This window comes from Mesorhizobium sp. J8 (assembly GCF_016591715.1).
Lineage (GTDB): Bacteria > Pseudomonadota > Alphaproteobacteria > Rhizobiales > Rhizobiaceae > Mesorhizobium.
The window spans coordinates 3924342-3937569 of the sequence record NZ_AP024109.1 but is presented as its reverse complement, the minus strand read 5'-3'; the positions used below and the strand labels follow the sequence as shown (position 1 = coordinate 3937569).

Here is a 13228-nt window from a genome sequence, read left to right as displayed (position 1 = left end):
AGCTTACGCGATTTCAGCGGGAATCGTCATTTGGAGGATGCCGCACCGCCGCTGCAAATGGTACTCGCTACCACGGCGGCACGTCACAGTGCAGAGGAACGGCAATGCGCATGCACGTTCCGGCGCGAAAGCGACCGAGAAAACCGAGCAATTGCGGTAACTGGATCGCAATGGCCCTTTGCGATGGTTGCCTTCGAACAGGGTTCCGGTTGACACGGAACGAAACGCAAAGTGACTTTCGCCGCGACCCGGCAATCCATAGATAACGCCGGGTTTCTGCTGGAAATTGGGGGCAAGCGCCATGTGCGGTATCGTTGGAATCGTCGGCCGAAGCCAAGTCGCGCCGCTCATCGTCGACGCGCTGAAACGGCTTGAATATCGCGGTTATGACTCGGCCGGCGTCGCCACCATCGAGAAGGGCGAGCTCGGACGGCGGCGCGCCGAGGGCAAGCTCATCAATCTCGAACGGCGGCTGAAGGACGAGCCGCTCGAGGGCACGATCGGCATCGGCCATACGCGCTGGGCAACGCATGGCGTTCCCAACGAGGCTAATGCTCACCCGCATTTTTCCAGCGGCGTCGCTATCGTCCACAACGGCATCATCGAGAATTTCGCCGAGCTGCGCGACGAACTCACGCGCGACGGCTATACGTTCTCCTCGCAGACCGACACCGAGGTCGTCGCGCATCTTGTGGCGCGGGAACTCGCCAAGGGATCGAAGCCGGTCGAGGCCGCGCATGCCGCGCTGAAGCGGCTGCACGGCGCCTTTGCGTTGGCAATCATGTTCAGGGGCGACGAGGACCTGATCGTGGGCGCCCGCAACGGTCCGCCTTTGGCCGTCGGCCATGGCGAGGGCGAGATGTTTTTGGGCTCGGACGCGATCGCGCTGGCGCCCTTCACCAATTCGATCACCTATCTCGAGGACGGCGATTGGGCGGTGGTGCGCCGCGACAGCGTGACCATCTACGACATTGAGGGCAACATGGTCGCCCGCAAGCGCCAGCAGTCGCTGTCGACCAGCTTCATGGTCGACAAGGGCAACCGCCGGCATTTCATGGAAAAGGAAATCCATGAGCAGCCGGAGGTGATTTCGCACACGCTGGCGCATTATGTGGATTTCGTTTCCGGCAAGTCGAAGCCGCTCGACCTGCCGTTCGACTTCGCCAGGATCGGCCGGCTGGCGCTTTCGGCCTGCGGCACCGCCTATCTCGCCGGGCTGATCTCGAAATACTGGTTCGAGCGCTATGCGCGGCTGCCCGTCGATATCGATGTCGCCTCGGAGTTCCGCTATCGCGAGATGCCGCTTTCGGCCAATGACGCGGCCTTCTTCATCTCGCAGTCGGGCGAGACCGCAGACACGCTTGCCTCGCTGCGCTATTGCCGCCAGGCCGGCATGAAGATCGGCGCGGTCGTCAATGTGCGCGAATCGACCATGGCGCGCGAGTCCGACGTCGTGCTGCCGACGCTTGCCGGGCCGGAGATCGGCGTCGCCTCGACCAAGGCTTTCACCTGCCAGCTGTCCGTCCTGGCTGCGCTTGCGGTGCGCGCGGGCGTCGCGCGCGGCACGATTTCGCCCGATCAGGAAAAGCAGCTGGTGCGCGAGCTTTCGGAAGCGCCGCGTTTCGCCACCCAGGTGCTGAAGCTCGACGATCAGATCGAGCGCATCTCGCGCGAGCTCTCGCGCTACAAGGACGTGCTCTATCTCGGCCGCGATACCAACTTCCCGCTGGCCATGGAAGGAGCGCTGAAGCTCAAGGAAATCTCCTATATCCACGCCGAAGGCTATGCCGGCGGCGAGCTGAAGCACGGGCCGATCGCGCTGATCGACGAGAACATGCCGGTGATCGTGATCGCGCCGCATGACCGCATTTTCGAAAAGACGGTCTCGAACATGCAGGAAGTGGCGGCGCGCGGCGGCAAGGTCATCCTGATCACCGACGCCAAGGGCGCGGCCCAGGCCGGAATCAAGACAATGGAGACGATCATCCTGCCCCAGGTGCCGGAGATCATCGCGCCGATCATCTACGCCCTGCCGATCCAGATGCTGGCCTATTTCACCGCCGTCTTCATGGGCACCGACGTCGACCAGCCACGCAACCTGGCGAAGTCGGTGACGGTGGAATAGTGGTTATGCAGCTTCGAACGAGGCTGCTCTTTAAAAACTTCGCAGTTCCAAACCGGCTCACGGTTCATTAGTCTTGGCGACGCAATCTGCGCCGCGGTGAACCCATGTCCGACGCCCTGAAGACCTCTGGCATGACCCGGCTGAGGAATTATTTCCTGACGGGGTTCGTCGTCTGCGCGCCGCTGGCGATCACGGCCTATATCGCATGGTCGCTCATCGGCTGGGTCGATTCCTGGGTGAAGCCTTACATTCCGGTCCGCTACAATCCGGACACCTACCTGCCGTTCCCTGTTCCGGGCTTCGGGCTGATCGTGGCGCTGGTGCTGATCACGCTGATCGGCTTCCTGACCGCCAACATCGTCGGCCGCGCCATCGTCAATTTCGGCGAGCGGCTGCTGGGCCGCATGCCGCTGGTGCGCGGCATCTATGGCTCGCTGAAGCAGATCTTCGAGACGGTGCTGTCGAACAAGGGCGACATGTTCCGCCAGGTCGGGCTGGTCGAATATCCGCGCAAAGGTGTCTGGTCGCTGGTTTTCGTCGCCAGCGAGAAGGAAACGGAGATCAACCAGAAGCTCGACCAAGAGGGCGATCCGCTGATCGCGGTGTTCATGCCCTGCACGCCCAATCCGACCACCGGCTTTTTGATGTATGTGCACAAATCCGAGATCGTGCCGCTCGACATGTCGATCGAGGACGGCGCCAAGCTGATCGTTTCGGCCGGCATGGTCGCGCCGGAGGTCAAGGCCAAGCTGGTGACGCTGAACGGCGAGCCCGTCGAAGGGGGGCTTGCCAACCCGCCGGTGGGCACTCAGCCGGCGCGCAGCAGCCGAACTGCCTCGTCACGGCCGAACAGGTAAAGCAAAAGCCGCAGCGCCTCGCCACGCCCGGATTGCAACTCCGGGTCGCGCGACAGGATCAGCCGTGCGTCATCGCGCGCGGCCTCGAGCAGATCGGCGTGGAATTCGATGCGCGCCACCTGGAAGCCGGGCGTGCCAGACTGGCGGGTGCCCAGCAGCTCGCCTTCGCCGCGCAGCTTGAGATCCTCCTCGGCGATCTTGAAGCCGTCCTCGGTCTCGCGCATCACAGAAAGCCGGCGCTTCGCGGTCTCGCCGAGCGGCTCCTTGTAGAGCAGCACGCATGAGGAGGGTTTGTCGCCGCGGCCGACGCGCCCGCGCAACTGATGCAATTGGGCAAGGCCGAAACGTTCGGCATGCTCGATTACCATGATCGTCGCGTCGGGCACGTCGACGCCGACCTCGATAACGGTCGTGGCGATCAGGATGCGCGTCTCGCCCTCCTTGAACGCGCGCATCGCCTCGTCCTTCTCCGCACCCTTCATGCGGCCGTGCACCAGGCCGATCCGGTCGCCGAACAGCGGTTTCAGCGAGGCGAAACGATCCTCCGCCGACATCAGTTTTATTTCCTCGGATTCCTCAACCAGCGAGCATATCCAGTAGATTTTTTGCCCCTCGGCGACCGCATCACGCATGCGGCCGACCAATTCGTCCAGCCGCTCCATCGGCAAGGTCACTGTACGGATCGGCTGCCGGCCGGCGGGCTTCTCGGTCAGCTTCGAGACGTCCATGTCGCCGAAGGCGGTCAGCACCAGCGTGCGCGGGATGGGGGTCGCCGTCATCACCAGCATGTCCGGCGCGTCGCCCTTGGCGGTGATGGCGAGGCGCTGGTGGACGCCGAAGCGGTGCTGCTCGTCGACGACGGCGAGCACCAGGTCGTGGAACGCCACCGTTTCCTGGAACAAGGCATGCGTGCCGACGACGATGTCGACCGCGCCGCTGGCAAGACCTGCAAGCGTCTCGGTGCGTTCTCGACCTTTCTCGCGACCGGTCAGGATGGCGGTGCGCAGACCGGCTTTTTCCGCCAGCGGCGCGATCGTCGCCAGATGCTGGCGCGCAAGGATTTCGGTCGGCGCCATCAGGGCCGCCTGGCCTCCCGCCTCGACGGCGCGCGCCATGGCAAGCAGCGCCACAACCGTCTTGCCGGAGCCGACATCGCCTTGCAGCAGGCGCAGCATGCGCTCGGGGTCGGCGAGATCGGCGTTGATCTCGCCAAGCGCGAATTCCTGGCTGGGCGTGAGCTTGTAGGGCAGGGCGGCGCGCAATTTCTCGACGATGCTGCCGTCGCCCACGAGTGGCCGGCCCGACAGGCGGCGAATTCTCGCCCGCACCAGCGCCAGCGACACTTGGCCCGCCAGGAATTCGTCGTAAGCCAGGCGGCGCCAGGCCGATCCTTCGACCGCGACGTCGATCGGGTCCTTCGGATTGTGGATGCGGGTGAGCGCGTCGCCGAAAGATGGAAAGGTGTGGCGGCGCATGAATGCGCCGTCCTGCCACTCGGGCAGTACAGGCAGGCGGCCGAGCGCCTGGCCGATGGCCCGGCGCAGCACCTTGGCCGATAGGCCGGCGGTGAGCGGATAGACCGGCTCGACCAGCGGCAGGCCTTCGGCCTCGTCGATCGGCGCGATATGGTCGGGATGGACCATGGTCGGGCGGCCGTTGAACCACTCCATGCGACCCGAAATCACCACACGCTCGCCCTCGGGCAGCATTTTGTGCAGGTAGGCGGCATGGGCATGGAAGAAGGTCAGCGCCACCTCGCCGGTGTCGTCATGGGCATAGACCCGATAGGGCACCGACCTGTTGCCGCGCGGCGGCGGCTGGTGGCGGTCGACCCGAACCTCGAGCGTGACGATCTGGCCCTCGGCCGACAGCGCGATGCCGGGCCGGTTGCGGCGGTCGATCACCGTGTTGGGCAGGACGAAGAGGAGGTCGGCGGCGCGCGCGGCGCGATCGCCGAGATCGGCCGGCACGACGCGCTCGATCAGCAAGCCGACCTTCGGGCCGACGCCGGCCAGCGAGGTGATCGGGACGAACATGGGATCGAGAATGGTGGGACGCATCGTGTCAGCTTATGTCGCGACGACGGCAGCGCAAAGGCTGACACCGGTCTCTATCCACGCTATATGCGCCGCTTCGAACAGGGATGCGGCGACATGACCGGAACACAGCGATCAAGCGAGGGGCTGGATGCGCGCCGCCGCAAGCTTCTGTTCCGCTCCTGGCACCGCGGCATGCGAGAGATGGACCTGATTCTGGGCTCCTTCGCCGACGCCGAGATCGGCGCCTTGACCGGCGATGAAATCGACCAATATGAGAGACTTCTCGAAATTCCCGACACCGAATTTTTCCCGATGGTCACCGGCGAACGCCCGGTTCCGCCCGATATCGATTGCGCGGTGCTGCGAAAGATCCTGGCGTCGCGCCGGACCATGACATTTTGAAAAACGCATGAGCCTCATCCCTTCCATCGGCCTGCCCAAGGGCCGTGCCGGCCAGTTCATCGTCGACGGCGTCGCCGACGGCTACGAAGCGTTTGCCCTGGTGCGGACGGCGCAGGAGATCGCGCCGGACAAGCCGGTGCTGTTTGTCGCGCGCGACGGCCAGCGGCTGCCGGCAATCATCGAGGCGCTCGCCTTCGCCGCGCCCGGCCTTCCGGTGCTGGAACTGCCGGCCTGGGATTGCCTGCCTTACGACCGTGTTTCGCCCGGCGCCGACGCCGCGGCGCGGCGGCTCGACGCGCTTTCGGCCATGATCGCGCTGGCGAAGAAGCCGCATCGCGCGGTGATCCTCACGACGGCCAATGCGCTGCTGCAGCGCATTCCGCCGGCCGAGCTGATCGAAGCGCAGACGTTCCATGCCAAACCCGGCAACCAGATCGACATGAACGTGCTGATCGGCCGGCTGGAGAATTCCGGTTTCGAGCGTGTGCCGACGGTGCGCGATGTCGGCGAATTCGCCGTGCGCGGCGGCATCCTCGACCTCTTCGCGCCCGGCTGGAGCGAGGCGCTCAGGCTCGACTTCTTCGGCGACACGCTGGAATCGATCCGCGTCTTCGACGTAGCGACACAGCGCACCACCGGACAGCGCAAGTCGATGTCGCTGCAGGCCATGAGCGAGGTGGCGCTGACGCCGGAGACGATAAGCCGCTTCCGCCGCTCCTATATCGAGGCGTTCGGCGCGCCATCACGTGACGACGCGCTCTATGCGGCGGTCAGCGAAGGCCGCCGTTTTGCCGGCATGGAGCACTGGCTGCCCTTCTTCTACGAGCGGCTGGAGACGGTGTTCGACTACCTGCCGGACGCGCCCGTGGTCTTCGACCACCTGGCGCATGAGGCGCTGGCCGAGCGGCACACGCTGATCCTCGATCATTACGAGGCACGCCGGAAGCAGGCCGAGAGCGCGCTGAAGGACGCCGTGCCCTACAAGCCGGTGGCGCCGGATCTGCTTTACCTGTCGCCGGAAAACCTCAAATCCTCGCTTGGGCCGCGCGAGGACATCGACTTCACGGTGTTCGACGCGCCGGATGTCGGAGGCAAGAAGGTCTTTCACGCCGGCTCGCGGCAGGGCCGCAGCTTTGCGGAAGAGCGCGCCGACCCCAACATCAACGTCTTCGACGTCGTGGTGAAGCATATCGCCGATGAGCGCGCCGCGCGCCGCCGGGTCATCGTCGCCGGCTGGACGGAAGGCTCGCTCGACCGCCTCGGCCAGATTCTCGCCGAACACCATCTCGCCAATCTGAAGCCGGTCGCGACGCTTGCCGAGGTCGAAGAGCTCGAGCCGGGGCAGGCGGGCCTTGCCGTGCTGCCGCTCGAATCCGGCTTCGAGACCGACGGTCTGGTCGTCGTCGCCGAGCAGGATATCCTCGGCGACAGGCTGATCCGGCGCTCCAAGCGCAAGAAGAAGGCCTCCGATTTCATCGCCGAGGCATCGTCGCTGTCTTCCGGCGACATCGTCGTCCATGCCGATCACGGCATCGGCCGCTTCATCGGCCTGCGCACCATCGAAGCGGTCGGCGCGCCGCATGATTGCCTCGAGATCCACTATGCGGGCGACGACCGGCTGTTCCTGCCCGTGGAAAACATCGAGCTGCTTTCGCGCTACGGCTCGGATTCGGCCGAAGCGACGCTCGACAAGCTGGGCGGCGGCGCCTGGCAGGCGCGCAAGGCGCGGCTGAAGCGGCGCTTGCTCGACATGGCCGGGCAACTGATCCGCATCGCCGCCGAGCGGCAGATGCGTTCCGCGCCCGCCATGATCCCGGCCGAGGGGCTTTATGGCGAGTTCGCGGCGCGTTTCCCCTATGAGGAAACCGACGACCAGCAGACGGCGATCGACGCCGTCATGGATGATCTCGGCGCCGGCAAGCCGATGGACCGGTTGGTCTGCGGCGATGTCGGCTTCGGCAAGACGGAGGTGGCGCTGCGCGCCGCCTTCATCGCGGCCATGGAAGGATTCCAGGTCGCGGTCGTGGTGCCGACGACGCTTCTTTCGCGCCAGCATTTCAAGACCTTCTCGCAGCGCTTCTCAGGCCTGCCGATCCGCATCGCGCAGGCCTCGCGCCTCGTCGGCTCCAAGGAACTGGCCGAAACCAAGAAAGGCGTTGCCGAGGGCACGGTCGACATCGTCGTCGGCACGCATGCGCTGCTCGGATCTTCGATCTCGTTCAAGAATCTCGGGCTGCTCATCATCGACGAGGAGCAGCATTTCGGCGTCAAGCACAAGGAGCGGCTGAAGGAGCTCAAGAACGACGTGCATGTGCTGACGCTGTCGGCGACGCCGATTCCGCGCACGCTGCAGCTGGCGCTGACCGGCGTGCGCGAGCTGTCGCTGATCGCCACGCCGCCGGTCGACCGCATGGCGGTGCGCACCTTCATCTCGCCCTTCGATCCGCTGGTGATCCGCGAGACGCTGCTGCGCGAGCGCTATCGCGGCGGCCATTCCTTCTATGTCGTGCCCCGCATCAGCGATCTGGCTGAAATTCATGATTTCCTTCGGGAATCTGTCCCGGAGCTGAAGGTCGCGGTCGCTCACGGCCAGATGCCGCCGGGCGAGCTCGACGATATCATGAATGCTTTCTACGACGGCCAATACGACGTGCTTTTGTCGACGACCATCGTCGAATCCGGCCTCGACATCCCGACCGCCAACACGCTGATCATCCACCGCGCCGACATGTTCGGCCTGGCGCAGCTCTACCAGCTGCGTGGCCGCGTCGGCCGCTCGAAGGTGCGCGCCTACGCCCTGTTCACGCTGCCGGCCAACCGCAAGCTCACCGACACGGCCGAGCGGCGGCTGAAGGTGCTGCAATCGCTCGACACGCTCGGCGCCGGCTTCCAGCTCGCCAGCCACGACCTCGATATCCGTGGCGCGGGCAATCTGCTCGGCGAAGAGCAGTCCGGCCATATCAAGGAGGTCGGTTTCGAGCTCTACCAGCAGATGCTGGAGGAGGCGGTGGCGGAGGTGAAGGATACCGGCGAAGCCCAGGACGGCGGCTGGTCGCCGCAGATCGCGGTCGGCACGGCCGTGATGATCCCGGAGAGCTATGTGCCGGACCTGCAGCTCCGCATGGCGCTCTACCGGCGCTTGGGCGACCTCGAAACCACCGAAGAGATCGACGGTTTCGGCGCCGAGCTGATCGACCGCTTCGGGCCGCTGCCGGAAGAGGTGACGCATTTGTTGAAGATCGTCTTCATCAAGGCGCTCTGCCGCAAAGCCAATGTCGAGAAGCTCGACGCCGGTCCCAAGGGCGTCGTCATTCATTTCCGCAAGCGCGAGTTCCCCAATCCGGTCGGGCTGGTCAAGTTCATCGGCGAGCAGGGCTCGCTCGCCAAGATCAGGGCCGACCACAGCGTCGTCTTCATCCGCGACTGGCCTAATGCGGAGAAGCGGCTCGCCGGCTCGGCCGTGGTGATGACGCAGCTGGCGCGACTCGTCGACAAGGCCGCATAGGCTTGAACCGGCCTGATGCAACGGCCGGCGTCGTTGCAACGAAATAGTAACCGACCGCACAAAGATCGCTCGTACTTGAAGCACGTGCGACGATTAGGGTCATTGCAGTATTTGTACTCGGGAGCTTCAATTGGTTGGCGTAATCGTCGCCGCAGAGGCTGCTTATGAACCCGCAAACCTTCGATGAATACTGGCTCGGCTACCTTGCCGGCCATTCAAAATCTTCAACCCGCTTTATCCACTATCTGGGCCTTTTCTTCGCGCCGATCGCCGGCGTCGCGGCATCCTTCTTCGTGGTCTGGTGGGCCTTTCTGGTCATCATCCCATTCTTCTATCTTGCAGCTCTGTTCACCCACCCGCTGCTTGAGCACAACAGCAACAAGCCTTTCGCGGAACGGCCTTTGTGGAGCGCCATCGCGCTGCTTCGCATGCTCGCGCTCGATCTGACGGGTGGTCTTGGTCGCCAAATCAATCGTCTGAACGACGCCGGCGGATAGGCATGGAAACGGCGGTCGTTGCTGTCTGTTCGGCCGTGCTTTTGCTCGGCGCCGGATTTCATATCTATTGGGGTCTGGGTGGCCGCATCGGCGCCGACGTTTCACTGCCTCAGCATGAGGACGGCGGTCCGGCGGTGAAGGAGACGGCAGTCGGCGCCCTGGCGGTCGGTGTGGTCTTGGCGCTGGTCCTGCTCCTCCTTCTCGGCTTCGCCGGCCAGATCCGCCTGCCGCTGCCGCACTGGCAACTGAAGACAGCCGTTCTCATCTGGGCCGCCGTGTTCACGGTGAGAGCGTTGAGCTGGTCGAGATATTTCGGGCTGTTCAAGCGGGTCAGGAACACGCGTTTCGCCAGATATGACAGCCTGCTCTACAGCCCATCTTGCCTGTTGGTTGGATTGGGCTTGTTCCTGCTCGCGCTGGCGGACGCGGCGTAGCGAAGCGGCGGAAGCATTCGCCACCACTGAAAAACCCGGCTAGAATAGGCAGTCGGCTTCGTGTAAGGAGCCGCGACCTCGTATCGAGGCTGGAATGGCGGGCAAGCGCGCTCGCAGGTTTGTTTGATGCAGTTCCGGCGGAAATTTCACTTTTCCCCGGGGTTGCTCCGAAAGGGCGTTTGGGTGCAGCGATGACGAAATGGTCGCCGAATTCGTGGAGAGCAAAGCCGATCAAGCAGGTGCCGGCCTATCCGGACCTCGCGGCATTGCAGGCCACGGAGGCGCGGCTCGCGACCTATCCGCCGCTGGTCTTCGCCGGCGAGGCGCGCAAGCTGAAGAAGCAACTGGCGGCGGTCGCCGCCGGAGAAGCCTTCCTTCTCCAGGGCGGCGACTGCGCCGAGAGCTTCGCCGAGCACGGCGCCGACAACATCCGCGACTTCTTCCGCGTCTTCCTGCAGATGTCGGTGGTGCTCACCTTCGCCGGCGCGCAGCCGGTGGTGAAGGTCGGCCGCGTCGCCGGCCAGTTCGCCAAGCCGCGCTCGTCCGACAGCGAGACCAAGGCCGGCGTGACGCTGCCGAGCTATCGCGGCGACATCATCAACGGCATCGAGTTCGACGCCAAGTCGCGCGTCCCCGATCCGGCGCGCCAGGAGATGGCTTATCGCCAGTCCGCGGCGACGCTCAACCTTCTGCGCGCCTTTGCCCAGGGCGGCTATGCCAGCCTGGAGAATGTGCATCGCTGGATGATGGGTTTCGTCGCCGACAGCCCGCAAGGCGAGAAATACGAGTTGCTCGCCAACCGCATCACCGAGACGATGGATTTCATGCGCGCGGTGGGCATTACCTCCGAAACCAATTTCGCGCTGCGCGAGACCGATTTCTACACCAGCCACGAGGCGCTGCTGCTTGGCTACGAGGAGGCGCTGACACGCGTCGATTCGACCTCCGGCGACTGGTACGCGACCTCGGGCCATATGATCTGGATCGGCGACCGCACCCGCCAGCCGGACCATGCGCATGTCGAATATTGCCGCGGCATCAAGAATCCGCTCGGCCTGAAATGCGGCCCGTCGCTGACGCCGGATGGTTTGCTGGAACTGATCGATCTGCTCAATCCGGAGAACGAGCCGGGCCGGCTGACGCTGATCGCGCGCTTCGGTTCCGACAAGGTTGCCGAGCACCTGCCGAAGCTGGTGCGGGCGGTGAAGAAGGAAGGCCGCAACGTGGTGTGGTCATCCGACCCGATGCACGGCAATACGATCGAGGCGGCCGGCTACAAGACGCGGCCGTTCGACCGCATCCTGAAGGAAGTGCAGACCTTCTTCGAGGTGCATCGCGCCGAGGGCACGCATCCGGGCGGCATTCACGTCGAGATGACTGGCAAGAACGTCACCGAATGCACGGGCGGCGCCCGCGCCATCACGGCGGAGGACCTGCAGGACCGCTACCACACCCATTGCGATCCGCGCCTCAACGCCGACCAGGCGATCGAGCTTGCCTTCCTGGTCTCGGACCTGCTCAAGAAGAGCCACCCGGTCCAGCACAAGCAGGCCGCCAACGCCTGAGAAGGCTTTGCAAGGCTTGTTCATCGGAGGCGCTGGCACCAATGCCGGCGCCTTTTTCAATTTGGGCACACGGGCGCAGTTCGATTGCCGGTCATTCCGGATCGGGCGGTCCGGGCGGATCGCCCGGGAAACTGGTTCTGCCGGGCGGAATGACGGCGAAGCTGATCTCCATCGGCGGCTGTTTGAGCGACCAGTCGAATGGCACGGTCTTGACCGGCAGGCCGGCGATCCATGCCTGCTGCAGCGGTGTGAGTTTCCAGCCTGTGGGCCATACGAGCAGCATGCCCTGATCGCGCAGGCGCTGGTCCGTGATCCAGGGGGCAAGGCGCCTGTCGAGAACCGTGAAAATGGAAGGCTGGTCCGCCGCTTCCAGCCCGGCAAGCTGGGCCACGCCGTCCTCGCCGCCGACAATGCCGAGCGGTCCTGGCACCGTCTCATGCCAGATCGCCTCGGCCGTCTGCGAGATCGATCGCGCCGGATAGCACATCGGCTGCAGGCGGCCGAGGACATTGCAGCCTGTCCAGCGGCTCGCCGCATAGGCGCTCGATACGCCGACCACGCAAAGCAGTGCCAGCACCGTCAACCGGCGCAATTCCACGGGGCCTAACCGCTGGCCCAGCAGCGCGACCGCCAAGGCCCCGACGAGATTGTACATCGTCGCGCCCCAGGACTCGCCGGTGCCGGTAAAGAGCGAGGCGACCATGACCAGGAGCGCCGGCCCCAGGCCCATCCATGCAAGGTAGACGATCGCGCGCCGCTCGGGAGCTGGGTGTGCGGGCAAGAGGCCTTGCGCGGGGCTGGGCTGCCGTCGCAACAGGCCGGACAGAGCGAGCACGACGGGAAGAGCGGTGAGCCCGGCAAGCTGAACGCCGATATAGTAAAATCGGGCGCGGTTGGCGAGGACCCAGGCGTTGCGATGCGCGGCATAGGTCAGCGGCAGGAAGTCGAGGCGGACAAGCTCAACTGCCAGCGGCGCCGCGACGCCGAGAAAAACCGCGAGGCCGAGCCATGGCCACGGGGTGGCAAGCCGGCTTCGGGCACGAGCGTCGAACAGGATCCAGATGCCCCCGAAGGTAAGCAGCAAAGCCGTCGAGAGCTTGGCATAGAGACCCAGGCCGGAAACGATGCCGAGAGCGAGCCACCAGCCCGGCCGTCCGTCGCGCGCCGAGCGCCACAGCAGCCATGATATGCCGGCCCAGAAAGGCATCTGCGCGTAGTCATGGTTGAATTGCGGAGTCGGCCAGCCGAAGAAGTAGATCGAGGGCATCAGCAGCACGGCGGCGAGGGCGCGGGTCGAGCCCATGATGTCGCGCGCAAGCAGATAGACCAGGACGAACGTCGTCGAGACCATCAGTTGCGAGAGCGTGTATTGCGGCCAGCGGAAGGAGCCGGTCAGGAGATGGCTGATCTCGAGCAGCCAGCACGGGAGCTGCGGGTGCTTGTAGGTCAACAGCACCCATTCGCGGCCCCACATGAATCCTTCGACGACGTCACGGGGCGGCCCGACATTGACGATCGCCGGCATGACGGTCCAGCAAGCGATCTGGGCCAGGCATAAAAGCGCCAGCAATCGCCATGGGCGCAGAACCAGGCTCTTCCAGCGCGAAGACAGATTGCCCTCCGCCGCTGCCGGCCAAAGTTGAGCGGATTCGCTGGTTCTCGACATGCGGGCCTAAAATCACACCGGTGGATTGCTGAACAGTCCGATAGCAAAAGCTTACGAAAATGTATTCTTCCGCAACATTGTAAAACCAAGATTGCGATGGAACCCATCGCCGGCGCTCCGGCAAGCCGGCCAGTCGAT

The 13228-nt window shown here is 64.7% G+C and carries 9 protein-coding genes; 7 read left to right on the top strand and 2 right to left on the bottom strand.

Annotated features, from left to right (window positions below; all coding sequences use genetic code 11):
- Positions 1–301 precede the first annotated feature (301 nt).
- Both glmS and MJ8_RS18960 read left to right on the top strand, forming a co-directional pair.
- Positions 302–2125, top strand: coding sequence for a glutamine--fructose-6-phosphate transaminase (isomerizing) (glmS, locus tag MJ8_RS18965; RefSeq protein ID WP_201410320.1), 1824 nt, complete (start codon positions 302–304; stop codon positions 2123–2125).
- 104 nt (positions 2126–2229) lie between these two features.
- Positions 2230–2982 carry a DUF502 domain-containing protein gene (locus MJ8_RS18960; protein ID WP_201410319.1) on the top strand — a complete coding sequence of 251 codons (753 nt, stop codon included), beginning with the start codon at positions 2230–2232 and terminating at the stop codon, positions 2980–2982.
- Here MJ8_RS18960 and recG read toward each other — a convergent pair.
- Positions 2934–5042 (bottom strand): ATP-dependent DNA helicase RecG, encoded by a 2109-nt coding sequence (gene recG / locus MJ8_RS18955; protein ID WP_201410318.1) that lies wholly within the window; start codon positions 5040–5042, stop codon positions 2934–2936. The genes MJ8_RS18960 and recG overlap by 49 nt on opposite strands.
- Positions 5043–5135: 93 nt before the next feature.
- On the opposite strand from recG, the gene MJ8_RS18950 reads away from it, so the two are divergent.
- The 5 genes from MJ8_RS18950 (at position 5136) to MJ8_RS18930 (ending at position 11424) form a co-directional block, all read left to right on the top strand.
- Positions 5136–5423: a succinate dehydrogenase assembly factor 2 gene (locus tag MJ8_RS18950; RefSeq protein WP_201410317.1), complete on the top strand. Its 288-nt coding sequence runs from the start codon at positions 5136–5138 to the stop codon at positions 5421–5423.
- 7 nt (positions 5424–5430) lie between these two features.
- Positions 5431–8928: a transcription-repair coupling factor gene (gene mfd / locus MJ8_RS18945; protein WP_201410316.1), complete on the top strand. Its 3498-nt coding sequence runs from the start codon at positions 5431–5433 to the stop codon at positions 8926–8928.
- Positions 8929–9092: 164 nt separating this feature from the next.
- Complete coding sequence (locus MJ8_RS18940; protein ID WP_201410315.1) at positions 9093–9425, top strand: Mpo1-like protein; 333 nt, start codon at positions 9093–9095, stop codon at positions 9423–9425.
- 2 nt (positions 9426–9427) lie between these two features.
- On the top strand, positions 9428–9859 hold the full coding sequence (locus MJ8_RS18935; protein ID WP_201410314.1) for a DUF3995 domain-containing protein: 432 nt from the start codon (positions 9428–9430) through the stop codon (positions 9857–9859).
- A 191-nt stretch (positions 9860–10050) separates the two neighbouring features.
- A complete protein-coding gene (locus MJ8_RS18930; RefSeq protein ID WP_201410313.1) occupies positions 10051–11424 on the top strand; it encodes a class II 3-deoxy-7-phosphoheptulonate synthase in 1374 nt (457 codons plus the stop codon).
- Positions 11425–11515: 91 nt separating this feature from the next.
- Here MJ8_RS18930 and MJ8_RS18925 read toward each other — a convergent pair whose 3' ends face one another.
- A complete protein-coding gene (locus MJ8_RS18925; protein ID WP_201410312.1) occupies positions 11516–13090 on the bottom strand; it encodes a glycosyltransferase family 39 protein in 1575 nt (524 codons plus the stop codon).
- Between the last annotated feature and the right edge of the window lie 138 nt (positions 13091–13228).